Origin of the sequence: Arcticibacter pallidicorallinus (assembly GCF_003002875.1) — a bacterium.
In the GTDB taxonomy this organism is placed as follows: domain Bacteria; phylum Bacteroidota; class Bacteroidia; order Sphingobacteriales; family Sphingobacteriaceae; genus Arcticibacter; species Arcticibacter pallidicorallinus.
In genome coordinates, this window is sequence record NZ_PVTH01000003.1 from 386,692 (window position 1) to 412,394 (window position 25,703).

Sequence of the window (25,703 nt, forward strand, 5' to 3'; positions counted from 1 at the left end):
GTCTAATTATTTTACTGTCAAAGACCTGTAATTCAGTTACTTATGTGTTTATCACTTTAAATGGACCATCATTACAGAAATGTCAGAGGGGGAGACGCCTGATATTCGCGAAGCCTGCCCTAAAGTCCTTGGACGAATTTTCTTTAGCTTTTCTCTTGCCTCCTTTGATAAGGAACCCATACTCGAATAATCAAAATCCGGATTGATTTCCTGATCTTCCATTCGCTTCATCCTCCCCACAATTTCCAGTTCCTTTTCGAAGTAGCTTTCATACTTTACTTTAATCTCTGCTTGTTCAACGGTTTCTTTATCGAAACTGGATAGGAGATCCTGAAGCGGACCGCTTACCTTCCTCAGATCAGAGATAGCGACTTGTGGGCGGGTCAGGAGCTGAAACAATTTGAAGTTTTGGGGAATAGGAGCGGTGCCCAGTTCCTCCAGCATGCCATTCACCTGGCCCGGCTCGATAGAAGTGGCTTTTAAATATTTGACGATTTGATCAGAATTGCTGATTTTATCTTCTACCTTTTTTAAACGTTCATCACTAACCAGACCCAGTTGATGACCTATAGGGCTTAACCTAATATCCGCATTGTCCTGGCGAAGAAGCAAACGATGCTCGGCCCGGGATGTAAACATTCGATAGGGCTCTTCCGTTCCCTTAGTAACCAGGTCGTCGATGAGTACACCAATGTAAGATTCGGATCTTTTCATAATCAGTTCATGCAAATCATTGATTTTTTGATGTGCGTTAATTCCTGCTATGAATCCCTGACTTGCCGCTTCCTCGTATCCCGTAGTTCCGTTAATCTGTCCCGCGAAAAAAAGATTGTTAATCAGCTTAGTCTCCAGAGTCAGGCTTAACTGGGTAGGAGGGAAGAAGTCATACTCAATCGCATAGCCTGGTCTGAACATTCTAACGTTTTCAAATCCCGGTATCTTCGTGAGTGCCTTGTACTGTATATCTTCGGGTAAGGATGTTGAAAAACCGTTAACGTAAATCTCAACGGTATTCATGCCTTCAGGTTCCACAAAGATCTGATGTCTGTCTCGCTCGGCGAATCTGTTAATTTTATCTTCTATAGAAGGGCAGTAGCGGGGGCCCAGACCCTTAATACGGCCTGTAAACATAGGAGACTTTTCAAATCCCTCTTTTAATGTTTCGTGAACTGAAGAATTCGTATACGTTATCCAGCAACAGCGCTGCTCTTTGGGAACTTCTACATCCGTATAAGAAAAACGTCCGCCATTTGGATCTCCCCACTGTTCCTCCATCAAGGAATAATTCAAACTTCGTCCGTCTACTCGAGGTGGGGTTCCGGTCTTCATTCTGCCGGACTCAAAACCTAACTCTACCAGTTGTTCGGTTAAGCCCGTAGCTGATTTCTCCGCTGTCCTGCCTCCTCCGAATCTTTTCTCTCCAATATGAATAATTCCATTTAAGAATGTCCCATTGGTTAGCACCACCGCATCGCTATGTATGTCAATACCCAGTGAGGTTTTAACGCCGGTTACTTTATCGCCCTTAACTAGTATTTCCTTAACTGTATCCTGCCAAAAGTCTACATTCGGTGTTTGCTCCAGCATAAGTCTCCATTCTTCGGCAAAACGCATTCGGTCATTTTGAGTTCTAGGGCTCCACATAGCAGGCCCTTTTGACAGATTGAGCATTCTAAACTGGATAGTCGACTTATCAGAGATGATTCCGGAGTATCCCCCCATTGCATCTATCTCACGGACTATTTGTCCTTTTGCTACTCCCCCCATGGCCGGATTGCAACTCATTTGGGCAATCGTCCCCATGTTCATCGTGATCAGTAAAACCGATGAACCTAAATTAGCAGCGGCTGCAGCAGCCTCACAGCCTGCATGTCCTGCCCCTACAACAATTATATCGTATTTTTTAAACATTTTGTGTCTGTTCCACGTGGAACGTTTAAATCGCCTTAAATGGTTCCACGTGGAACCAGTCCAATTTATGCCTCTTTAATCTCCATTAATTCCAGCCATTTTGCGCTCATTTGATCCAGTTTACTTTTAAGATCCTGGATTTGCAATGATAGCCTCGACAGCTCTTCGTGATCCGTTAGCCCTTCATTAAGGCGGGTAGTAAGCTCCGATATTTCTTTCTCGATTTCAGGAATGGCGTTATCAATATCTTCTAACTCGCGTTCTTCTTTATATGAAAGCTTGTTCTTTTTCGTATTGTCACCAACTGTCTTAGCCGGCGTTTTTACATCCTCTTTTACTTTTGACTCATTGTCTTTTTCCAGTCTGTAATCCGTATAGTTCCCAGAATAAACCCGTACTTTCTGATTGCCTTCCAGGATGAATAGCTGTTCTGTTAGCCTGTCCATCAAATAACGGTCATGCGACACGAGTAATAGCACACCAGAATAACGCTCAAGAAACTCTTCAAGTATGTTTAGTGTATCTATGTCCAGATCATTTGTTGGCTCATCCAAAATGAGTACGTTGGGATTCTTCATCAGAACCCGCATCAATTGTAAGCGCTTCTTTTCTCCACCACTAAGTTTGCTAACCATGTTATGCTGCTTAGCAGGAGGGAAGAGAAAGTGGGTCAGTAGCTGTGAAGCAGTAAGTGTTTTACCGTCTGCCATTAAGATATATTCGGCTACATTCTTCACCACGTCAATTACGCGCTCGTCGTTATTGAGCTCTAAACCCGACTGTTTGTAATAACCGAAAACCGTCGTTTCTCCAATGGAGATTGTTCCGGAGTCTGGTTGGCTTACGCCTGTCAGTAAGTTAAGGAGAGTGGATTTTCCTGTTCCGTTTCTCCCCGCAATCCCTATCTTGTCGCCCTTCTTAAACGTATAGCTAAAGTCTTCGATAAGGACTTTATCCTTGAAGCCCTTCTTCACCTTATGTATCTCAATGATTTTATTGCCTTGACGGGAAACGGAGGTACTGAGTTCCACCTTCTGTTGCTGTGTGGTCTTAGTCTTCGCTTCCAGATCGTAGAAGGCATCAATACGCGCTTTCGACTTTGTGGCTCTCGCCTGAGGCATCCTTCTCATCCACTCTAGTTCCTTCTTTAAAAGGTTCCTGTTCTTTTGCAACGAAGATGCATCTTCAGCCTCGCGTTCCGATTTTTTCTCCAGATAATAACTGTATTTACCATTGTAGTTGAAAAGCTTCTGCTTATCCAGCTCAATGATCTGGTTGCATACATTGTCGAGAAAATACCTATCATGCGTTACCATCAGTACGGTCTTATGTCCCGTTGTCAGGAAGCTCTCAAGCCATTCGATCATTTCGATGTCAAGATGATTCGTCGGCTCATCCAAAATATATACATCCGGATTATCAATCAGTAGCTTTGCCAGCGCAAGTCGTTTCCGCTGACCTCCCGAAAGGCTTTTTATTTCCTGCTCGTGATCCTCAATCGACAAGCGCTGTAAGATAGTCTTGATCTGATGTTCGTATTCCCAGGCGTCAAGTTCACTAAGCTGATCAATTAAACGTTCAAGTTCCTTTGGATCCGGATGTTCGTCTTCAATAAGCTTTTCATATTGTCGGATCACCTGCTGCTGAACGTTGTCTAAACTGTAGATATAATCTGATATTGTATTTTGCCCCGTGAAGTCAGGATCTTGCTCCAGATAACCAATATGCAATCCCCGTTCTTTTACTACCTTTCCTTCTTTAGGCGCGATTTTTTCTGCCAAAATCTTCAATAGGGTAGACTTACCTGATCCGTTGATACCGACCAATGATACTCTTTGCCCTTTTGCGATACCGAACGTAAGGTCCTTAAATAACCATGTATCATTAAATACATGGCTTAACTGTTCTCCTGATAAAATGCTCATATTATTTCTTTGATCTTGTCTGAAGTATACACATGTACTCCATTAAGATTCTTATGTGTGTTAGTTACCATAGCTTGCGCCACGGTACCAGCTCGAATGCTTCTGTATTTTTTCAAAGGTCCGATGAGTAGCGGATTCAAGCCCCGCATTACCCATATCCCTATCTTTTCGGCTGGTCTCGATTCCTCTCGGCTGCCATCCAGTAAAGAGGGCTGATAGATGCACAGGCAGCTGAATCCCAATGTCTTCACAGCATCATCCAACTGACCTTTTAATTTATTATAAGGGATAACAGACTGACTGTCAGCGCCTAATGCCGAAACTAAGTGAAATTGATGTACTCCCTGAGCCTGCGCCGTGCGGGCAAAATGAAGAGGATAGTCTAAGTCGACCCGTTTGTAAGCTTCCGGGTCGGGTGTTTTAGCCTTGGTGGTCCCCAGGCAGCAGTATAAGACGTCCCCCGCCAGATGCTTCGAATAAGTCTCTTCCTCATCGAAGTCAACAAGCTGTTGGCTAAGCTTTTTATGCTCTATAGCAAGAGGCTTGCGTAGCAATGCAACCACCTCTCCGAAACCGTTGTCCGACAACAGTACACGGATCAGATTTGACCCTATCAGGCCACTCGCTCCTATAACAATAGCTTTTTTCAAAGTTGACGCTTAATTTGCAAAAATAAGCAAATAAAACAGGCTTTTCTATAACAGAAAGGTCAGTAAATGAAAGGATTTAGAAGGTTCGCGCCTGGAGATATTGATTCTCTTTAGCCGTCATGGTCGCCTTATGCTCTTTACCCTTGTCTTTGTACCCCAAAAGGTGGAGGATACCATGGATAATAACGCGATGAAGCTCATCCCGTTCGGAAGTCTTAAAGCTGGCCGCGTTGTCTCTGATGCGATCAATGCTGATGAAGATATCACCCTCTATCAATCCTTCCTCCTCACTATTGTCGAAAGTAATGATATCGGTAAGTGTATCATGATTCAGATACTGAATATTCATATCGAGGAGATAGTCGTCACTACAGAAAATAAACGACAAATCCCCACAACGCTGGTTTTCGTTAGCGATAGTGGCTGTAATCCACTTACGGATCTCGCCTTTTTGTTTAAGTACAAAGGGAATTCCCTCTGAATGAAAAAGGATACTCTCTTTGGCCATCAGATCTTGAAATGTAATTCTATTTGATTTCCCGTCATATTAAAAATGCACTGGTCAGCCAGATGCTTGACGATGAAGATACCCCGGCCGGAGAGATTTTCGAGGTTATCAGGAGCGGTTGGATCCGGCAGATTATTATAGTCAAACCCTTCCCCTTCATCCGCAATAGTGAATTGGAAATCTCTTTTACCGATAATTTCAAGATTGATATATACTTTTTTTGTCTCGTCCTGTTTGTTGCCGTGGATAATGGAGTTGATTACCACTTCATTTAAGCAAGTAAGCATATTCGCATATACGTTTTCAGGTATGCTGTTCTGCTCGTGAAGGGTGTCAATAAAGTTCTCGAGAGTAGTTATACTTTCCAACTTTGAAGGCAACTGCAAAGTATAAAGAACGGAATTATCCGAATTATCTACCCGATTAGTTGTCATATTCACTGTTTTGATGTTAAAGATCTATAATAATCACCAACTTTCAATTGATAAAAAGAATTAAGGCCAGGCGGAACAGTCCTAAGATAATCTATTTCTCTCGCTTTAATCATTTCCAATTGCTGTAGTAAAGGAACAGCGCCCGGTAAAACGTCCATACCTTGCCTGCTTTCACGTTTATCATCCAGCTCGCGCTCTCTTTCAGAATGTTCAGCCTGCAACAGTCGAGCCAAAATATCCCTTTGCCGGTTCATCGTCTCCAGCTCAATCTTCTTGTTTACGAGAGCCCTCTCGCTTTGTTCCATATCTTTTGCTAATTTCTGCAGATTTCCCAATTCTCGCACTCCTTCAGTCATTAAATTTCTGGTAAAGTCCTCCAATGCTCGTTTTATTAAGTTCTGTTCACGAGCCATCTTGGCCATATTTTCAGACGAGGCGTGTTCTCCCTTGTCTCTACCATCTGGCTGGCCGTTTTGTTTGAGCTGTTCTCTGGCTTTTTGCATATTCTTATTTAGCTCATCCTGTTGCTGTATCAATTGAGAAAGGCTTTTCTGCTGACCCTGACCCTGGCCAGATGAATTTTTCATAGCCCGATCCAGTTGCGCTCTGACCTCATCAATAAGCAGTGTCAGGTCGTTCATGGATGTCATAGCCCGTTGTTGAAACTTCACAGCTTCGCTCGGGACGCGCTCTGCCAGGCTCTCTATCGATGAATTAATATCATGGGTAATGTTTTGAACTTCCATGTTCACTGCCGACTCTATTTGAGGCAGGATGCGACTCAAAGCGTAGAGGCTGTCGCCTATTGTTTTCATATTATCCTTAATCCGCATCTGAGTTTGGGTGTATGATGACACTGAAGTTCCCTCAGCCTGACTGCCATTTACAGCCTTAAGCAGTTTTTCCTGATCAAACGATGACTTCAGCAGATTGTCAAGTATTTGGTTGAGAGTTCGCATTTTCACTCTGTTACCTGCGGTCTGGCTGTTGTCCCTTGCCTTTTCAAGCCCCGAAGAAAGCGCTTCCATTTCTTCCCCGGCAGACTCCATTTCCTTTTTCGCGCGCGCGACATTGGCAGCACTAATAGATTTTTCACTCTGACTCTGTGCTTTAACGATTGCAGCTTGTTTTTCAACAGACTGGTCGAAAGTCCCTCCACGCTCCAGTATTCTGCTTTTTTCCTCCAGTGACGCCAGATCTTTACTGATAGATTTGAATTTTTGGGATAGCCCCTGCTGCTGCCGAAGCGTTTCTCCTCTTTTTGGCGCTTCGCTGGATATATTTTTGGCTAAGTGCTTTTGGTCAGCAGCCATAGTTTTCAGCTCATCAAGAGTATGTGCGAGCTTCTGTTCAAACTCTAGGTGCTTATAAAGCTCCAGGATACGGTCCAGCTCCTTTTGAACCTCCCTGCTTCCCGCTTGCATCTTGCTGATCTCTTGCTGAGTCCCTGCCTTATGATTTTCCTGAAGCATTTTCTCGATATCTTTCAATAGCTCACGGGTTTTCTCATCCAGCACCTGATCCAGAAGTTTCTCCAGTTGTCGCTGTTGTTCCGTAATAGCGTCGGCATCCGCGTACAGATCCTTTTGGTTCATACGGCTTTTCTCGCTTTCTTCCTTCGTTTCTTTAATAAGCTGCTCCAGTTCTTTTTGCTTCTGCAGCAGGTCTGCCACCTGTTTTTTCTGCGAATAAGAGAGCTCCCTTTCATCGATCAGGTCCCTGTTCAAACGCTTGGCTGTCGATTCAATAACGGAAGCCTCCGTGATTGCCTGCTTAAGCTTAGCTTCAGTAATCCGTTGCGACTGCTCCACCTGTTTCACTGTCTCCTTAACAGAGGGTCTGGCTATTCTCATGACCTCTGTGCTGGAACGCTTGTAACCTCCGGTAGCGTCGTTGTCGCGAACCTCGAAGTAGAATTCCAGATCCTGTCCAGGCTGTAGTTTGAAATCGGCAGCAGAAACGCTTCGAAAAAAGGACTGCTGAACTCCCAGTCTATCCAGAATGATAGCCTTCGATCGCAGGGGTGATAATGTTGAACCCTCACGCATCCGGTACATCAGGCGTAAATCTTTGAAGCCGTGATCGTCGTTAACCTGGCCTAAGAAAAATGCCATCTGTTTATCCAGGGAGTCTTTTCGTTCAACAATCTGGATGGAGGGGGCTTCGTCAGGAACAACATTTACCCTGAAATTAACAAGCCCTGCATCCTGCGTATCCCTACCTTTTGCAGAAAATTGGATACCCAAAGATTTTGTCGCAGTTAAGGAATAATGATAAGCAGAGTTATCTTTTTTCTCCAGATCCTGCTGTATCCCATCTTCCCTGACTACCCTTAAGCCTGGAGTATGATCAGCAACAATCCTGTACGCGATGCGGGTACCGGAAGGTACGGTCAGGTCACTTAAGCTGTTCTTCCTCTCATTCTTCCTGTTCAGATATCCCGGGTAGATCAGATCAACCCGGGCAGCGGCTATTGACGGACGCTCTTGTACCTCTATAACGAAAGGCTCCGAGAAAAAGTCGCCTCCTTTAAAGCGGATGGTCTTTGTCTTCTGGAGGTTTTTAAAGGTATGCTTAAAGTTTACGGTGTTTACTTTTTCGATCTTAAAAGTATTGGGGCCGTCTTCCAGATAGACTGCGTCCGGAACCTCATTTCCTACCAATTTGAGCTGTACAATAAAGTCCTCACCCTGCAAGGCCGTCCGCTCTTCATTAAGCAGAACGAAGCGAAAAGGAGCCTTCTTTTCATATGTCTTTTTGTAATGAATTACTCTTTCTGTTCCTTCGCTAAGGATATACGGTGCCGTTAAAGCTACTAGAATAATGACGAAGAGGGGGGGCAGCGCGTAGCGGAGATACTTGCGGTTTTCCCCAATGCGTATAGCCGACTGAAACGGGACCGGCTTAAGTTCGGCAATCTTTTGATTGATAGCCGATTCTATCAGGGAACTAGCTTCAGGAGACTTTCCTGATAGTTCCTTCAGCTGGATAGCGTTCAGAAGCTTATCCTGCACATGGGGGAAGTGTTTGCCAATGATGAGCGAGGCCTGGTTATGGTCGATCCGTTTTCCCAGACTGAAATACCCCATCAAGGGTATCAGAAGAAAGCGCAGGAAAACGCCAACTTGCAGGAGGATAAAGCTATAAAAGAAAACAGCCCGTATAGCCGGGCTGAAATTTCCAAAATATGCTGAAATAGTAACGAAGATATAGCCGGTCATCAGAGCGGCTGCCAGATACAGCGATCCACGCACTATTTGATTCAAATAGTATTTCCGTATAAACTCATCGATTTTGGCAATAAGTCCCGCGTAATTAGCATCCGAAGCACCCATATTATCCGTCTATGTAAATCTAACGAATAAAAAGATACTTAAGGTGCCTACTGAAGCATACAGCCAGCAACTGTAGTATGAGCTGTTTCGTCGATAAGGATCGCGCCACCGTTCGCCCGGAGCGTGTTATAGCTATCATAAGCGATAGGAGAGGCCGTTTTGATCGTTACGTTGACAACATCATTTAAGCCTACCTGGTCAAAATCCTCATGTCTCTCGAGGGTATTCACGTCAATCTTATAATTGATCTCCTTAATGACACATCTTACCCGCTTGCTCTGAACCTGCAGCAGGTATTTATTTCCCTTTACCAGTGGCCGGTTATCCATCCAGCAAATGGTTGCCTGTACATCCTGAGATATTTTGATAATATCCGACTGCTTGACGATTAAATCACCCCGGTTGATATCAATATCATCCTTCAGCCTGATAACAGCACTTTGCGGAGCGAATGCCTCTTCAACTTCCAACCCATGAACCTCCACAGCTTCAACAACCGATTCGATGCCATCAGGAAGGACCGTCACGCGGTCGCCTTTTTTATAAGTCCCGCTCAATACCTTTCCTGCGTAGCCGCGATAGTCGTGCAGATCATCCGACTGCGGACGGATCACATACTGTACAGGAAACCTTGACTCGTCGTAGTTGATATCCTGAGCCACATTCACGTTCTCCAATAAGTGAAGCAGTGTCTCGCCCTTAAACCAGGGCATATTAGCCGATGGATTCACAATATTGTCACCATTCAGCGCACTGATCGGAATGAACTTCACATCCTTGATTTTCAACGATTCAGCCATTTTTGAATATTCTGCCACGATAGAATCGTACACTTCCTGAGAGAAGTCCACCATATCCATTTTGTTGATGGTCACCACCACATGCGGAAGCTGCAGGAGAGAGGCAAGAATGGTATGCCGGCGAGTCTGTTCTATCACACCAAGGCGTGCGTCAACCAGTATAATGATGAGATCAGAGTTAGAAGCCCCTGTGACCATATTACGGGTGTACTGGATATGACCAGGCGCATCCGCGATAATGAACTTTCTTTTTTCCGTATTGAAATACTTGTATGCTACATCGATAGTGATGCCCTGCTCTCTTTCGGCGCGTAAGCCGTCTGTGAAAAGAGCCAGGTCTATTTCACCTTCAGACTTGTTCTTACTTTGTTTCTGAATTGTTTCAAGCTGATCAACCTTTATCGAATCCGTATCATATAAAAGTCGCCCGATCAGAGTACTTTTTCCGTCATCAACGCTACCAGCTGTTATAAATCGCAGTAAATCCATTTAATTTCTATTCTTTCTTAAGCGGTAAGCGCCAGGCATTTACCGTATCGTGATTGTTATGCTCCTCTAAAGGGCCATTCGTTTCAGAACGATCTAGAAGTAGCCGTTCTTTTTGCGATCTTCCATCGCTGCTTCAGACACCTGATCATCGATCCGCGTTTCACCCCGCTCACTGATATTGGTGAGATGGATCTCAGCGATGATATCATCTATCGTAGACGCCGTTGATTCAACAGCCGCTGTACAGGTCATATCTCCAACCGTTCGGTATCTGACGTTCTTCTTTACAATCACGTCGCCTTCATCTACACGGATAAAATCAGACATCGCAACCAAATGCTCGTTATGTACGATCACTTCCCGCTCATGCGTAAAGTAGATAGATGGCAGCTCAATTCCTTCCCGCTTGATGTAGTTCCAAACGTCAAGCTCCACCCAGTTACTGATCGGAAATACTCGTACATTTTCTCCAAGTGCTATCTTACCATTGTACAGATTCCATAGCTCAGGACGCTGTTTCTTGGGGTCCCACTGGCCGAATTCGTCTCTTACCGAGAAGATACGCTCTTTAGCCCTGGCCTTTTCTTCGTCCCGGCGCGCTCCGCCAATACAAGCATCAAAGCCAAACTCTTCAATGGTATCCAGGAGGGTGTACGACTGCAATGCATTACGGGATGCGAACTTACCTGAAGGCTCCTTCAGACCTCTGGCTTTGATCGTATCTTCCACTTTTCTTACAATCAGCTTAGCGCCATATTGTTCCGCAATCTTGTCACGGTATTCCAATGCTTCCGGAAAGTTATGACCCGTGTCAATGTGCACCAATGGAAAAGGGATCTTCCCCGGCTTAAAAGCCTTAAGAGCCAGTTGAACAAGGGTAATAGAATCTTTACCACCAGAAAATAAGAGCGCAGGGCGTTCAAACTGACCCGCTACCTCGCGCATAATGTGTATAGACTCCGCTTCCAGCAGGTCAAGATAATCCAATGTATGTTGCGGCATAAAAACTATATTTTTATATTATGAATGGGCATGAAGTCCGCATTCTTTATTCGTTCTGTCTTCCCACCACCATCTGCCGGCTCTGAAGTCGTCTCCAGGCTGTATAGCCCGGGTACATGGAGCACATCCAATGCTGACAAAACCTTTGTCATGAAGAGTATTGTAGGGAATCCCGTGCTGATTAATGAAAGCACGAACTTCATCTGTTGTCCAGTGAAGCAAAGGATGGTATTTGATGATCTTGTTGGTCTCATCCCACTCAATTTCCGGCAGGTCACCACGGTCGGGCGAATGCTCGGCTCTCAGGCCGGTTATCCATAGCGAATTGCCCGCGAGAGCTCTCCGCAGGGGCTCTACCTTTCTGATAAAGCAGCATGATTTACGGTTCTCTACCGATTCATAAAATGAGTTCGGACCTTTCAGACTCACGAAAGTCTGAATATCCTCCTGGTTAGGGTAGTAGGCTTCGATTCTGGTATTGTACTGCTCATTGGTACGACTCCATACATAGTAAGTCTCATTGAACATCCGGCCCGTGTCCAGCGTGAAAATCTTTACAGGGAGCGACTGGCTCAGGATCATGTGAGCGATAGCCTGATCTTCCCAGCTGAAACTGGTAGAAAAAATAATGTTTCCCTCAAATTGTTTAGCTAGCAAAGCCAGGCCTTCCTGCGGCGACAATTTAGATGCGACCGCCGCTAGCTCTTGTACTTTATTTTCCAGAATCTCTGACATTTTCTATTCTATTTCCTCCTCATTTTACCAACAGTCGGTAAATCTATAGAAAAGGTAGGCAAAAATAGAAACATTTGCTTATTAAAGCACCATGAAATTTAAAATAAGGCACTTACATGACCGTCAGGGCACTGAAATGCCGGGGCCTGTTTATATAAAGCCGAGGAAGCGTATCTTTGCGTTTTAATTAGAAATTATGACGGATAACGTAAGGGTACGTTTTGCTCCCAGCCCGACAGGAGGTTTGCACCTCGGAGGTGTACGTACAGTTTTATTTAACTATCTTTTTGCAAAAAAGCATGGTGGAAAATTCATTCTGAGAATTGAGGATACCGACCAGAGCAGATATGTAGAGGGAGCTGAACAATACATTGCTGATTGTCTGGACTGGTGTGGGTTTCATGCAGATGAGAGCCCGCTGGCAGGCGGTCCTTATGGCCCTTATCGTCAAAGCGAACGCAAGCCCCTGTATCGCCAATACGCAGAAAGATTGGTTCAGGAAGGCTATGCTTATTATGCATTTGATACTTCCGCCGAACTGGAGGCCAAACGAAAAGAAATACCTAATTTCCAGTATGGTCATGCACACCGCATGGAGATGAAAAACTCCATTTCTCTGCCACAGGAAGAAGTTCAGCAATTGCTGGATAGCGGTGCTCCCTACGTAATCCGCATTAGGATACCCGAGGGAGAAACCATTTCTTTCATTGACCTCATCAGGGGCGACGTTACCTTCGATGCCGGCCTTTCCGATGACAAAGTGCTCTTAAAAGCCGACGGGATGCCTACCTACCATCTTGCTGTAGTGGTCGATGATTACCTGATGAAGATAACCCATGCGTTCCGGGGCGAAGAATGGCTGCCGTCGGCACCCGTTCATCTGCTTTTATGGAAATACCTGGGATGGGAAGATGACATGCCGAAATGGGCTCACCTGCCGCTAATTCTAAAGCCCGATGGCAACGGTAAGCTCAGCAAGCGCGATGGAGCGAGGCTGGGTTTCCCTGTCTACGCCATGAACTGGACTGATCCGGCGACGGCAGAAATAACACCCGGTTTCCGGGAGATCGGCTTTATGCCGGAAGCTTTTATCAATATGCTGGCTATGCTGGGCTGGAATGATGGCACCGAACAGGAGCTGTTCAGTCTGGAGGAATTGATTGAAAAATTTAGTCTCGAGCACGTCAGCAAAGCGGGAGCGAAGTTTAACTATGAGAAGGCAAAATGGTTTAGTGCTGAATGGATTAAAAAGACCTCTGCAGATAAACTCTATCCTGAAGTTGCGAAGCTTTTTGCTCAGGAAGGTATCGAAGCAACTGAGGATAAAGCGCTCTCCGTAATCGACCTGGTTAAGGATCGTTGCACATTTATTGCTGACTTCGTTCAACAGGCGGGATATTTCTTCCGTACTCCTGCAGAGTATGATCTTAATTCGGTTCAGCCGAAGTGGTCAGAGCAAAAGGAAGAGTTCTTCCATTCATTCTCTGCCTTACTGTCGTCGGGCCCGGATCTTTCTTCGGCAGAGCTGGAAGCGGAGTTTAAGCAGCTCGCGCAGGAAAAGGGACTGAAGGTGGGTGATGTGATGCTTCCTTACCGCATTATGCTCGTTGGAGGCAAGTTCGGGCCTGCAGTTTTTGATATCACCAAAATGATAGGAGAGGAAGAGGCTATTTCGCGGATATCTAAGGCTCTTGTCGCCTTTAAAGGATAATCACAGAGGTTTTTAGAACCTGCATATAACCGATTTTTAGTAAAAGGGGTGTTCATGAAAATGATCGCCCCTTTTCTTTTCCGCCTTTCCTGCGTTTCTATGCAACCCGTAACAAACCCTTATTATCTCGTGATGAGTCCGACGTTAGGCTCCTCAGGTCGGACTTACCACAGGTTTATGTCGAGGGAAATTCGCCTTAATATAAAGGCGGAAGGAGTTGAGTATAGGGTTGCCCCAACGTTTTATGAGGCGGTGATATGCTTCAAGCGGAAGGTCTTTAGGTTCAGTCTTTGCTATGCTTGACTGCTTTTGAGCTACGGAATTTTAAAAAATCCATAAAATTTTGTCGATTTTGACTAAAAAATCGTCGCGCGTTTTCTGCCGCGCTACCTTGTTCTCTAAATCAAACAAGGTTATGGCAAAAGTAGACAAGAAAGGAATCGTGCGCGGGACAGCAGGTTCCGTTGTATATCGCGGCTACCGCGAAATGAACATCATCCAGGGGAAACCCCGCAAATTCGAACAGACTAGTGCCAGCATCCAGGCCTCCACGGAGTTTGGGCTTTCCAGTACCACGGCGGCAGTGATCAGGCAGGCCTTTGAGCCGGCTTATGTGCACCGGGACGGCGAGGCGGTGAGCCGCAGCACACAGCTGGTGTACCGGGGTCTTCGCAATAGCTTACGCGGAAGCGTTGGTCAGCGCGACTTGCATGACGCGGACCTGGAAAGCCTCATCGGGATGGACTTCAATATGAAGAGCCGGCTGAGCGAAGTACTACAGGTCAGTCAGCGGGTGGAGCGGGATGAAGAGGGTCGCCTAAGCGTGTTCATGGGAGCTTTGAACGCCAAAACCGACCTGAAGGTACCGCTAAGCATCAGCAAAGCCGTCAGCAAGTACCGCCTCCGTTTCACTCTGATCGGCTTTAACTTCCGCAGGGAGTATTATGAATATCTGGAAGTGAAAGATGTGGAGTTTCGTTGGCAGGGAAAGCTGGAGGCCCGGGAGATCCGCTTTGAAACCCTGCCGGAAGCCGATCAGCTGCTGATGCTCAGCGTATCGCTTTTGGCTTATAGCGAAACCCGGATGGAAGAAGGCTATGTATTGCTCAACAGCAAGGAGTTCAGTCCCTGTTCGATTATCGCTGCTTTCCATGCGGAAGAACCGGGAGAATACCCAGCGGGTCCTGTAAATATGAACCTCGACGCGGCGCAGCAAGTAAGAGGCGCATCCATTAATAACATGTGTTACGAGGGTAACCGGCTGCTGCGGGACCAGGAACGAAGGAAAGGAAGATTGCCGGCGAAGACGAGTGCCCAAACAAAGGGTTATAAAAAAGAGGAGCTAAATACCCAGGCGGCAATATTAAAGAAGCGGGTGTCGTTTTCATCCAGGTCCTAAAACATGCTGCCAAAAAAAAGACCCGGCCGGTACGTGCCAGGCTCAGGTCTCTCTTCTTAGTAAAATTTAGTGCTTGATATCAAAAACAGGCAATGGATTGACTGACTGCCCAACTTTGCTGACCTTCCAGTTTGATTATACCTTCCTTGTTTTCCAGGTTCTGATCGTGATCAATGCTGTCAGGAATGCCACACCATGGTTCAATACAAACGAACGGAGCGTCTTTAGCCGCCCATATTCCCATGTATGGGAAGCCTTCAAATGTATATGTTAAGCCATGCTCATTCTTGTTGTTAACAATAGAAATAGCTGTAGATTTAAGGTCTTTGAAGATGACTGCGTCATTGTAAAATAGCTCATGCTTAAGCTCGAGCTTCTGCTGGTTATCCAGATACCTGGATGGCGTAGTCAGATAGTTGCCGTTTAATCCCCATGAGTCAGCATTTTCAACCTCGCTGAAAACGAGTGCATGGTCTTCGTATCCTCCTTCTGTTAGCGGCACCTTAAAAGCAGGGTGAGAGCCGATGGAGAAATACATTGGCGACTGGGCAGGGTTGCTCACATGATATTCCAGGTGAACTGTGTTCGCTTCGAGAGTATATTTTAGCCTCAATTCAAAAGCGAACGGATAGCTTTTCAGCGTCTCTTCGTTGCTTTTCAATAAGAAAGTCGCTGTAGTAGCGGTACTGCTCTCCACTTCAAAGTCGGTGTCGCGGGCAAAACCATGCTTCTCCAGGTGATAGGTCTCACCGTTGTACGTGAATGAATCGTCAATTAGTCCGCCAACTATAGGGAACAGAACGGGGGCATGTCTCGGCCAGAAAGCGGCATCGCCGTTCCAGAGGTATTCGATCTGCGTTTTTTTAGAAAAAACGCTTTGCAGCTCTGCTCCATGCGGATGAATATCCGCTTTGATATCATCGTTCTCGAGTGTTATCATGATATATAGTTATGTGAATATTTTATGTGTCCGGTAAAAATAGCGTATTTAGTATTTTAATCTGTGAAATGAAGAAATATATCTTACCTGCGTTCCTGCTGTTTGCTGTTATCTACGCCGGCTGCTCATCCCACCCCTACTCCGCGACCAACCGGATTTATAAGAAGCAGGCGAAAGACCTGGCGAAATCACTTGAAGCGCTGCCACCCGTTGCAAATTACGGAGGAAAGGTTCCTGCCTATCAGGTCGGTACCGTTAACCTGAACCTGCGCAAGCCAAACTATGTGATTATCCATCATACAGCCCAAAAATCCTGTGAGCAGACGCTTAAAACGTTTACTTTGGAGAGAACTCAGGTTAGTGCCCATTACGTGATATGCAAAGATGGAACCGTTCATCATATGCTGAACGATTACTTCAGAGCCTGGCATGCCGGCAACGGTAAATGGGGAAACAACACAGATATCAATTCCTCTTCGATCGGGATCGAATTGGATAATAACGGATTTGAGGCATTTTCCGACAGCCAGATCGAGAGCTTACTCCAGTTGCTGGCCGTGTTGAAGAAGAATTATAATATTCCGGTAGCAAATTTTATCGGGCACTCAGACATCGCTCCGGGAAGAAAAGTGGACCCTAATGCTAACTTTCCATGGCAGAGACTTTCTGAAGGAGGGTTCGGGCATTGGCCTGATGCTGTGCTTGATACAGTTCCTTCGCCCTTCAACAGTGTCCATGCACTGAGAATGATAGGTTACAATGTCAAGGATTCGATAGCTGCTATAAAAGCCTTTAAGTTACATTTTATCCAGACAGACACCAGTCCGGTAATTACTCCGAAAGACAAAGCTGTCTTACAGAATCTCCTGAAGAAAATGGATTTATAGACATATAGATTTTGTCTATATCACATTGATATTAACTATCGCGAATTGCGGAATTTTCATTGCTTTCGTAAAAAATCACCCTTATATTTGCAATGTAAATAAATCTAAGGAAAAAAAATTATGATTACAATAGGCCAAAAGTTTCCCTCTTTCGAGAAAAAAGCAGTAGTTAGCATTGAAAAAGGAAAGGAATTTGATACCATTACATCTGAATATCTTACAAATGACGATAACGTTTGGACTGTAATGTTCTGGTGGCCAAAGGATTTTACCTTTGTTTGTCCAACTGAAATTGCTGAGTTCAACAAGGCTTACGGTGAATTCCGTGACAGAGATGCACGTTTGATCGGAGCTTCAACTGATTCTGAGTTTGTTCACGTAGCATGGAGAAACAATCACGATGATCTGCGCGATTTGAAATTCCCAATGCTTGCTGATACATCTAAGTCTCTTGCTGAAGATTTAGGTATCCTGGAGCCGACTGAGAAAGTTGCATACCGTGCTACCTTCATCATCGACCCACAAGGACTAGTTCGTTGGGTGTCTGTGAACGACTTGAACGTTGGTCGTAACGTAAAAGAAGTATTGCGTGTTCTTGATGGTCTTCAAACTGATGAGCTTTGTCCTTGTAACTGGGAAAAAGGTCAGGAAACTATCAGCGCATAGTTCCATCCCGATTAGTTAATAACGTATAGATCCCCGTTTTTACGGGGATTTTTTATAAAACATATTTTGTGTCATGAGTGAAACTACAGAAGTAATAAAAGAATTGTTAGAGAGTTTACAGTTAGATGGTGATTACCGCACTTCCAGTCTGGAATTACTTGAAAAAGGGGAGTCCCGTTACATCAGAGATCTGAAAGTCAATTTTGCGAGCACGCTCACATCTGAGCACTTATCTGCAAAGGAGATAGGCTTGATAGGTGTATCAATCGCCGTTAATGCTAATAACAAGCCTTTAACAGACTTTTATACGCGTTTTGCTGAGCAGAATGAGGCTACTGCCGCAGAAATTGCTGAAGCCGCTGCCTGTGCGTCTTTACTGGCGTCAAATAACGTTTTTTATCGTTTCAGGCATTTCACACAAAAAGAGAAGTACACTCAGATTCCTGCACGTATCAGAATGCAGATCATGATGAAACCTATCACAGGTAAAGAATTTTTCGAATTAATCAGTCTTGCTGTTTCTGCAGTAAACGGCTGTGAGATGTGTGTGAATTCTCATGAAGATTCCCTGATTAAACTGGGTGCTAAAGAAGAAAGAATTTTTGATGCGGTACGTATAGCTTCTCTGATAACAGCTACCAGTAAGGTGATTTATTAGTTTAGATTTCCATAAATTAATTACAAAAACATTTTCCATCGTGTTATTTGTAAAATAAAATCGTTAATTTAGCTACAAGGTTAACCACTTCGAATCATTAGATTTCCCTTATTAGATAGGCTGAAGGATGAATCACCCTATCTTAGATTTGAAGGAAAAGGTTTTTAATTGTAATTAGGGAAGGCCGTCGTATGATATACTCATACGACGGTTTATTTTTTTAGGGTGGTCTGTACAGGTAAACCTGTCCCTTAATTCGTTTGTTTTAAATAATTTACCTTATTCGGAAACTGATTTACCCTGTTCTGCACGGTTTTTGTTATCTATCTTAAAAAAGAGAGATATGCAACATAAGAATCAAGACAGCTCGACGGGTATATATTTTATACTGGCTATTATTTTTGGTGTGTTGACCGGATGGGTTTCTACGTCTTCAATTGTTTACGCACTGGTTGGAGCGATAGTGGGAATGCTGTTTGCCGGCCTTTTTGTTAACGTATTTGTTAAGGGAAAACATGACTAACGAAAGAAGCGTCAGGATTTTTACCCTGACGCTTCAACCTAAACCTTATCACAATTAAGCCAGTAAATGACTTGTTTATATAACGACTGGCATTGCCATTTGTTTTATGAGGATTTCTTCAATTCTATTTTTTTGTTGCTTTGATAGTGTTCGTTTACTTTTTGGTAAGCGTTTTCAACCGTATTGCTGATTATCGTAATTAATTCCCCGTCGCGTGGGTTGTCTATGATGAATTTCCAGACCTCCTCACTGTTTCGCAGAACGGTTACAGGCTTATCGGCATTCACCTCCCTTACTCCCTCTGTAAGTAGTTTGCTGATCTCCTCGCCAGTCCGCCCTCTGAGGTATCTCTCCTGACATATTACGATCTTGTCGAAAATTCCGGCGGCTATGCGACCCATTTTGCGTATATCATCATCGCGACGGTCACCCGTGCCGGATATGACACCCGTGCGAATAGAGGCCGGAGTGCTCAATATAAACGGTTTTATCCCCAGAAGGCCATCCGGGTTATGGGCGTAGTCAACCAGTATCTTATAGGTTTGGAAATCGAACAGGTTCATTCTGCCGGGAGTGTGCTCGACAGAGGGAAGGAAGTTCTCCATAGCGGACCGGATGTCCGACACCTTAAATCCCCAGGAGTACGCTGCCAGACCTGCGGCCAATGCGTTTTGCACCATGAAAGTTACTGTGCCTCCATAAGTGATCGGTATGTTATCGACGCGTACGAGCGGAATTTTCCAGCTTCCTTTTTTGATAGTGATAAAGCCCTTTTCTACAAAGGCAGCAGTTCCTCCTTTTCGACAATGGTCAGCAATCGCTTTGTTTTCTTCCGCGGTGCTGAAATAAGCCACATTGCAATGGTTCGTATTCTGACCAATCTTTAGACAGTGTTCGTCATCAGCATTTAAGATGGCCCAGCCGTCGGCCTTAACCGATTCGATCAATACGCTTTTTACACGCTGAAGGTCAGCCAGTGTATTGATGTCGGAAATGCCAAGATGATCTTCCTGTATATTGGTCAGAACAGCAATATCGCAATTGTCGAATCCGAGACCTGCACGCAGGATCCCTCCTCTGGCCGTTTCCAGAACGGCGAATTCGACTGTAGGGTCTTGCAATACAAAAGCGGCACTCGCCGGACCGGTAGTATCACCTTCCTTCAGAAGTGAGTCATGTATATAGATTCCGTCGGAAGTGGTGTAGCCAACGCGGTATCCGTTATTCCTGATGATATGCGAGATAAGCCGGGTAGTGGTTGTCTTGCCGTTTGTTCCGGTCACTGCGATAATGGGAATGCGCGAAGTTCTGCCTGCCGGGTAGAGCATATCCAGGACAGGTGCAGCTACGTTTCGGGGTGTTCCTTCTGAGGGGGAAAGGTGCATTCTGAAACCGGGAGCCGCATTTACTTCGAGAACTACCCCTCCCGTATCTTTTAACGGCTCGGAAAGGTTAGCGGCCATGATGTCGATGCCACAGATATCGAGGCCAATGACTTTAGCGATGCGTTCACAGACGAAGACATTGAGCGGGTGAACCAGATCTGTTACATCTACGGATGTCCCCCCGGTACTCAGATTTGCCGTTGATTTGAGGTAGACTACTTCGCCGTCATGGGGGATGGAGTCGAGTGTATAGCCTGTTTTTTGTAAAAGAGATTCGGTGTCGTGGTCGACAACGATTTCAGTCAGCACATTCTCGTGTCCATATCCTCTTCTGGGGTCGCTGTTTTCTTTATCAATCAAATGCCGGATATTGTTTATTCCGTCACCGATAACATGTGCGGGCTTTCTCATGGCGGCGGCGACCATTTTGTAGTCGATGACCAGGACCCTGAAGTCATGACCCTGAATGAAGCGTTCGGCAATAACTTTGGGAGAGATTTTCCGGGCATGTTCGAAGGCAGCTTCTGCGTCCGTCATGTTTTTCACGTTGATGGTAGCCCCACGGCCGTGGTTCCCGTTGAGAGGTTTAAAAACCAGGGGGAACCCAAGCTCGGAGACTGCTCTTTCAAGTCCTTCTTTAGAACTTACGGTCATTCCCTGTGCTACGGGGATGGCCTGCTCGTTTAATATTCGTTTGGTCTCTTCCTTGTTGCACGCGATATCAACCGCGATATTGCTGGTGCGGTCGGTAATCGTTGCACGTAATCGTATCTGGTTTCGGCCATGCCCAAGCTGTATCAGGGAGCCGGAATTCAAGCGGATGTAGGGGATATTGCGGGCGGTAGCTTCGTCAATGATAGAGCCTGTACTGGGTCCGAACCGGACATCGTCGCGCAGTTTGCGCATTTCCATAATGTCTTTTTCGAGATCGTAAGCTGTTCCTGCTATCAACGCTTCGGCAATCCTGACAGCCGCCTTAGCCGCGTATACACCTACCTGTTCTTCCACATAAGAAAACACGACGTTATATACTCCGGGCGTATTGGTGCTTCTGGTGCGCCCAAATCCGGAAAACATGCCTGCCAGCGTTTGGATTTCGAGGGCGATATGTTCGATGATATGGCCCATCCACGTGCCATCTTTGACTCTTTCAAAGAAACCGCCTTTATGACCTTCGGAACAACGATGTTCATACAAACTGGGTATCATCTGTTCGATCCGCTCTCTGAAACCAGGGATGGTATTGCTTGGCCTTTGTTCAAGGTCCTGCAGATCCAGGCGCATCTGAATGAGCTTCTTTCTTTTGATTGACCATATATTCGGTCCTTTGAGCACCTGAATACGCTGTATTTCCATCGTTAAGACAATTAAAATTTGTCATGTAACTCTTAAATGAACCTAAAGGTTTTTGACCGTTTAAAAAACTAAAAGCCTTAATATTTGATATATTAAATAATGTGCACTAAAACAATCAAGTATGGTCCCGAAAGGTAAGTTAGTTATCATCGGTGGTGCAGTGGATCTGGGGACTTCACTGAGCTACAATGAAGACATCAATCATCCTCATTACATCAAGTTTTTCGAGCGCGGAATTTTGAAAAGGATGATAACCGAGTCGACCAGAGGCGAAGATTCTATAGTCGAGGTCATCACGACCGCCTCGAAGATTCCGGAAATTGTTGGGAATGAATATATCAAGTCGTTTAAGCAGTTGCAGGTAGAGAACGTTAACGTGATGAATATCAAGACACGCGAGGAAGCCAAGTCTTCCGAAGTGATTGAACGAATGAAGCGTGCGGATATCGTGATGTTGTCGGGCGGTGATCAGCTGCGGCTAAGCGCCATCCTGGGAGGCACGGAGTTGCATCGCATATTAAAGAAGAGATATCAGGAGGAAGACTTTGTCGTGGCAGGTACGTCGGCAGGTGCCGCTGCGGCCTCTACCAATATGATTTACAGGGGGAGTAGTTCTGAAGCGTTGTTGAAGGGGGAGGTTCAGATCACCGGAGGGCTTGGTTTATTGAATAATGTTATCATCGATACGCATTTCGTTCAACGTGGCCGGATCGGGCGTTTGTTTTACGCTGTTGCCAGTAATCCGGGGATGCTGGGCATAGGTTTGGGAGAGGATGCGGGCTTGCTGATCACCGGGGGAACTTCTATGGAAGCGATCGGATCAGGGTTGACTATATTGGTTGACGGCCGGTACATTAACGAGACGAGTATATATGATGTGGAAATAGGCTCACCGGTTTCGATAGACAATCTGAAGGTGCACGTGATGTCTATTTACGACAGATATGATCTTCAAAAACATACCCTTGCGATAAACAAAGCGATCAAGATAGAGGATGATACATTCTTAAAAGCTAAAGATTACGATTAATGGAACCAATGGTTATTATACATGGCGGGTTTTTCAGCGAATCGGGTACAAACGATGATGTGAAAAGGGCCAAACAAAATGCCTTAAGGGAAATTGCTGAAGAGGCTTATGCTCACCTGAAGAACCATAGCGCTGTGGAGACGGTAGCTTATGCCGTTTCTTTGCTGGAAGACTCTGATTTGTTTAATGCAGGTACCGGCTCGCAGATCCAGAGCGACGGCAAGATTCGCATGAGTGCGGCGATCATGGATGGTACGACGAGTAAGTTTGCCGGCGTGATTAATGTGGAGGATGTGCGTAATCCTGTATATGTAGCGGAGCGTTTGCTTCAATATGAGGACAGTGTCCTGGGAGGACCGGAGGCGCTGAGGTTTGCAAGAGATATCGGAATTGAATACTATAATCCCGAGACGCTTCAGCGCCGACAAGAATTTGAAGAAAAAAGTGCGGCAGCGGCCAGGACCGGAACGGTAGGTTGTGTTGCGCTTGACGCGATGGGGCGTCTGGCGGCAGCTACATCAACAGGAGGCAAGGGCTTCGAGATGCCGGGGCGTATCAGCGACTCGGCGACGGTGGCCGGGAATTATGCGAACGCATTTGCTGCAGTTTCATGTACAGGGGTAGGGGAAGACATTGTCAGCGGTGCGGTTGCTGCAAAGATCGTCACCCGTGTAACCGACGGCCTCTCTCTTCGCGAAGCAGTCGAGAGAACACTTGCAGAGCTTAAGCCATTTGACGGGTTCGCCGGAGTGATCGCGCTGTCTGGCAAGGGTGAAATATTCCATATGGATTCGCACCCTTATATGGTTTGGGCATCCTTTTCTTCAGGTGTTGAAACTTTCTGATCTGTACAAGGTTTATAGGGACAGATTATATTCTTTCATGAAAATTCTGTGTCTGGCGATCGCCCTGTTTTTTTTTCTTCCCTCCTTGTCATCCGGTCAGGTCGTTACAGACTCGGTTGAATTGATTGTGCCCGATGTTGCATCGCCTGACGATCCGCAGGCGAAGATCAAGGCTATCCGGGCAACAATAGCCAGCCTGAACCATGATACCCAACTGGTGGAGGAAGGAGATCTGCGGATTGCGCTGAGTGAGATCATGTTCAAGGAAGGCTGGAGTAAAAAGGCTTTTTCGGAGCTTATGACAGCAGAGATGCTTTTCCATAAGGCCGGGGATAGTGAGAAGCGTGAGGCTGCGATCTCCAGGATGGCTGCGTTCTATAAAGCGAACAATGCTTTGGCAGAGGCCGAAAAGTACTATACATTGCTCCTTCAGGTGCAGGAGACTCAGCAGAAGTTTGCTGAAGCGGCGAAAACGGCGAGCGTCCTTGCCGGGGTGCTGATGAAGAGAGAAGACGTTAAGAAGGCTTCAGGCTATCTCCATACGATTATCGATAACAAATACGATGTACCTAACGACAAGAGTACGCTGGCAGACGCCTATGTGAAACTGGCCGAAATCCGAAGGGTTCAAAAGAAATACAAACAGGCCGAGAGCCTGATCCTGAAAAAGGCCCTGGGCCTATACAGGTCGGCCGATAACCAGGTTGGGAGGGTAAATTGTTTCGACGTGCTGGGTCATATTTACCTGGAGCAGAAGCGGCACTCGGAAGCCAAGTGGTTCTTTATTCAGGCAAATACCCTGGCGCGTAATTTGAACGATGAAAAGGGGGTTGTGGCGTCGCTGGTGAACCTCTCCCGGGTGAAGGTGGCGATAAAAGATTATTCGCTGGCTGCCAGAGATCTGAAAGAGGCGGGGGCCATTGCAGCCAGGCTCAATAACCTGAGCCTGCTGGCTGAAGTGAAGGAAGGATACGCAAATTATTATTCACGTACCGGCAATAAAACTGCGGCGCGAAGTTCCGAACGAAGCTCTGCGAAGCTGACAGATTCTGTTAGCCGCATGATGACCTCTCAGGCTGAATCAGCACATACGGCTCAGGTCGTGGCCAATGAACCCGTAGCCCCGATATTGGTATCCAGAGAGGAGCCGCAAATTCAAAAAAACTATACCCTGGAGATCGCTGCCGCGATCTTTTCCATCCTGTTACTCTGCGCATTTCTTTTGAAAAGAAAAAAAGAAAAAGGCAATAACTTGTAATCTAATTAGTTATATCTCTATCTTTGCAACGAGTTCATAAAGATATATGGGGAAAAAACTAATAATGGGCGCAATGGCAGTGATGCTGATTGCAAATGGTGTAGTGCGGGCGACAGAGAAAGATTCCTTAATTAATAAACATGCGAAGCTGGTTGGACCGGTGTATTTCGATGCATCGCCTCCTGTGGATTCTGCACTTTTGTATAAACAGGTTATCGGTAAGCGGCTGCTTAAAAAGAATAAGGAAGCTGCGGATCTGGTTAAGTATAACAATGTGCTGATGCTGCATTCGCTGCTAAATCAGACGGAGATATCGCAGGAGCCGAATGAGACTCTGCTGCCTACGTTGAAGATTTTGCTCGAAGATTATAAACAGTTGAATGACCAGCGGAGTCAGGCCTTAATACTGAATACTTACGGTGTCCATTATGGCAAGAAAGGTAATATTCCTCAGGCAATCTACTATTTTAACGAGGCCTATAGATTAAAAGAAAATCTGAATGACAAGCCGGGCATGGTTGCTATTGCATCCAATCTGGCGGCACTTTACCGGTTGTCAGGAGATTTTCAGAAAGCGATCATCCAGAATGAAACGGTGATTCAGCTATACAGGTCGATGAATAAAAACCATGCGGTGGCAGAGACTTATCTTCAGTTGGCTGAAAATAAGGTGTCGATGAATAAGCATGACGATGCGGAATACTATATCATTAAAAAGGCGTTGCCTCTCTTTACCCGCATGGGAAATAAAGCGGGCCGCATGAAATGCTTTCAGGGCTTAACGGGTCTGTACTACGGTCAGAAACGCTATTCGGAAGCGAAATGGTTCTGTATTCAAACCACTAATTTAGCCGAGAAGTTGAATGATAAGCAAGCTTTAATAGGCAGTCTGATACATATCGCAGAAGTTAAAAATGCACTGGAGGATCATGAAGATGCGCTGGTTGACTATAAGAAAGCGGAATCTTTGGCTATTCAGAACCAGTATATGGTTAAGCTGGTAGAGATTAAGGGCGATATGGGCGAAACCTACAATCTGATGGGAAACTATTCGGCTGCCGGCTCGGCGCTGGATGAGTATTCCAGGCTTCATGAGAAGCTCGTAAAGGGTATGGTGTTGTAGGTAATGACTTCGGTTTGTAATATTATTATATTCTGAGAAACAAATAATACTATTTTTGATATTGTAATGTTAAAGAGGCGGTAGATACTGCCTCTTTTTTGTTTATACTCGTAAACTGGTATAGAATTAGCTG

Annotated in this window: 21 protein-coding genes; 10 read left to right on the forward strand and 11 right to left on the reverse strand. The window is 45.4% G+C overall.

All coding sequences use genetic code 11. The annotated features are described in order from the left end of the window. Positions 1 to 51: 51 nt before the first annotated feature. The 9 genes from mnmG to B0I27_RS06695 all read right to left on the reverse strand — a co-directional run bounded on the left by mnmG (position 52) and on the right by B0I27_RS06695 (position 11,789). Positions 52 to 1,911 carry a tRNA uridine-5-carboxymethylaminomethyl(34) synthesis enzyme MnmG gene (gene mnmG / locus B0I27_RS06655; protein ID WP_106292434.1) on the reverse strand — a complete coding sequence of 620 codons (1,860 nt, stop codon included), beginning with the start codon at positions 1,909 to 1,911 and terminating at the stop codon, positions 52 to 54. Positions 1,912 to 1,976: 65 nt separating this feature from the next. Further along, complete coding sequence (locus tag B0I27_RS06660; protein WP_106292435.1) at positions 1,977 to 3,836, reverse strand: ABC-F family ATP-binding cassette domain-containing protein; 1,860 nt, start codon at positions 3,834 to 3,836, stop codon at positions 1,977 to 1,979. After that, entirely contained in the window at positions 3,833 to 4,486 is a 654-nt protein-coding gene (locus tag B0I27_RS06665) for an oxidoreductase (protein ID WP_106292436.1), read from the reverse strand. The genes B0I27_RS06660 and B0I27_RS06665 overlap by 4 nt, the downstream gene beginning before the upstream one ends. 76 nt (positions 4,487 to 4,562) lie before the next feature. Further along, a complete protein-coding gene (gene ybeY, locus B0I27_RS06670) occupies positions 4,563 to 4,994 on the reverse strand; it encodes an rRNA maturation RNase YbeY (RefSeq protein ID WP_106292437.1) in 432 nt (143 codons plus the stop codon). After that, the gene (locus B0I27_RS06675) at positions 4,994 to 5,428 is read right to left on the reverse strand and encodes an ATP-binding protein (RefSeq protein ID WP_106292438.1); all 435 of its coding nucleotides are present in this window, start codon (positions 5,426 to 5,428) and stop codon (positions 4,994 to 4,996) included. Before B0I27_RS06675 ends, ybeY begins: the two co-directional genes overlap by 1 nt. Positions 5,429 to 5,430: 2 nt before the next feature. Further along, complete coding sequence (locus B0I27_RS06680; RefSeq protein ID WP_106292439.1) at positions 5,431 to 8,763, reverse strand: DUF4175 family protein; 3,333 nt, start codon at positions 8,761 to 8,763, stop codon at positions 5,431 to 5,433. 47 nt (positions 8,764 to 8,810) lie between these two features. After that, positions 8,811 to 10,052: a sulfate adenylyltransferase subunit 1 gene (locus B0I27_RS06685; RefSeq protein ID WP_106292440.1), complete on the reverse strand. Its 1,242-nt coding sequence runs from the start codon at positions 10,050 to 10,052 to the stop codon at positions 8,811 to 8,813. 93 nt (positions 10,053 to 10,145) lie between these two features. Next, positions 10,146 to 11,054 carry a sulfate adenylyltransferase subunit CysD gene (gene cysD, locus B0I27_RS06690; protein ID WP_106292441.1) on the reverse strand — a complete coding sequence of 303 codons (909 nt, stop codon included), beginning with the start codon at positions 11,052 to 11,054 and terminating at the stop codon, positions 10,146 to 10,148. An 18-nt stretch (positions 11,055 to 11,072) separates the two neighbouring features. Then, a complete protein-coding gene (locus B0I27_RS06695) occupies positions 11,073 to 11,789 on the reverse strand; it encodes a phosphoadenylyl-sulfate reductase (protein ID WP_106292442.1) in 717 nt (238 codons plus the stop codon). A 196-nt stretch (positions 11,790 to 11,985) separates the two neighbouring features. Here B0I27_RS06695 and gltX point away from each other — a divergent pair, with 196 nt between their 5' ends. Both gltX and B0I27_RS06705 read left to right on the forward strand, forming a co-directional pair. Next, positions 11,986 to 13,500 carry a glutamate--tRNA ligase gene (gltX, locus tag B0I27_RS06700; RefSeq protein ID WP_106292443.1) on the forward strand — a complete coding sequence of 505 codons (1,515 nt, stop codon included), beginning with the start codon at positions 11,986 to 11,988 and terminating at the stop codon, positions 13,498 to 13,500. 415 nt (positions 13,501 to 13,915) lie between these two features. Next, a complete protein-coding gene (locus tag B0I27_RS06705; RefSeq protein WP_106292444.1) occupies positions 13,916 to 14,899 on the forward strand; it encodes a hypothetical protein in 984 nt (327 codons plus the stop codon). 79 nt (positions 14,900 to 14,978) lie between these two features. Here B0I27_RS06705 and B0I27_RS06710 read toward each other — a convergent pair whose 3' ends face one another. Then, the gene (locus tag B0I27_RS06710; protein ID WP_106292445.1) at positions 14,979 to 15,839 is read right to left on the reverse strand and encodes an aldose 1-epimerase family protein; all 861 of its coding nucleotides are present in this window, start codon (positions 15,837 to 15,839) and stop codon (positions 14,979 to 14,981) included. A gap of 68 nt (positions 15,840 to 15,907) precedes the next feature. Here B0I27_RS06710 and B0I27_RS06715 point away from each other — a divergent pair, with 68 nt between their 5' ends. The 4 genes from B0I27_RS06715 to B0I27_RS06730 all read left to right on the forward strand — a co-directional run bounded on the left by B0I27_RS06715 (position 15,908) and on the right by B0I27_RS06730 (position 18,573). Beyond that, positions 15,908 to 16,726 (forward strand): N-acetylmuramoyl-L-alanine amidase, encoded by an 819-nt coding sequence (locus B0I27_RS06715; protein ID WP_106292446.1) that lies wholly within the window; start codon positions 15,908 to 15,910, stop codon positions 16,724 to 16,726. 120 nt (positions 16,727 to 16,846) lie between these two features. After that, a complete protein-coding gene (locus B0I27_RS06720) occupies positions 16,847 to 17,392 on the forward strand; it encodes a peroxiredoxin (protein ID WP_106292447.1) in 546 nt (181 codons plus the stop codon). A 73-nt stretch (positions 17,393 to 17,465) separates the two neighbouring features. Beyond that, positions 17,466 to 18,050 carry a carboxymuconolactone decarboxylase family protein gene (locus B0I27_RS06725; protein ID WP_106292448.1) on the forward strand — a complete coding sequence of 195 codons (585 nt, stop codon included), beginning with the start codon at positions 17,466 to 17,468 and terminating at the stop codon, positions 18,048 to 18,050. A gap of 343 nt (positions 18,051 to 18,393) precedes the next feature. Beyond that, positions 18,394 to 18,573 carry a hypothetical protein gene (locus B0I27_RS06730; protein ID WP_106292449.1) on the forward strand — a complete coding sequence of 60 codons (180 nt, stop codon included), beginning with the start codon at positions 18,394 to 18,396 and terminating at the stop codon, positions 18,571 to 18,573. 104 nt (positions 18,574 to 18,677) lie between these two features. On the opposite strand, the gene cphA is transcribed toward B0I27_RS06730, so the two are convergent. Next, entirely contained in the window at positions 18,678 to 21,314 is a 2,637-nt protein-coding gene (gene cphA / locus B0I27_RS06735) for a cyanophycin synthetase (protein WP_106292450.1), read from the reverse strand. Between the two features lie 121 nt (positions 21,315 to 21,435). On the opposite strand from cphA, the gene B0I27_RS06740 reads away from it, so the two are divergent. From B0I27_RS06740 to B0I27_RS06755, 4 genes are read left to right on the forward strand one after another with little or no spacing between them, the layout of a single operon-like run. Then, positions 21,436 to 22,344, forward strand: a complete 909-nt coding sequence (locus B0I27_RS06740) for a cyanophycinase (protein ID WP_106292451.1) — start codon at positions 21,436 to 21,438, stop codon at positions 22,342 to 22,344. Beyond that, positions 22,344 to 23,189, forward strand: coding sequence for an isoaspartyl peptidase/L-asparaginase (locus B0I27_RS06745; protein WP_106292452.1), 846 nt, complete (start codon positions 22,344 to 22,346; stop codon positions 23,187 to 23,189). Before B0I27_RS06740 ends, B0I27_RS06745 begins: the two co-directional genes overlap by 1 nt. Before the next feature lie 37 nt (positions 23,190 to 23,226). Further along, positions 23,227 to 24,447, forward strand: a complete 1,221-nt coding sequence (locus tag B0I27_RS06750) for a tetratricopeptide repeat protein (RefSeq protein WP_146133098.1) — start codon at positions 23,227 to 23,229, stop codon at positions 24,445 to 24,447. A 46-nt stretch (positions 24,448 to 24,493) separates the two neighbouring features. Further along, the gene (locus B0I27_RS06755) at positions 24,494 to 25,570 is read left to right on the forward strand and encodes a tetratricopeptide repeat protein (protein WP_106292454.1); all 1,077 of its coding nucleotides are present in this window, start codon (positions 24,494 to 24,496) and stop codon (positions 25,568 to 25,570) included. Positions 25,571 to 25,703 lie beyond the last annotated feature (133 nt).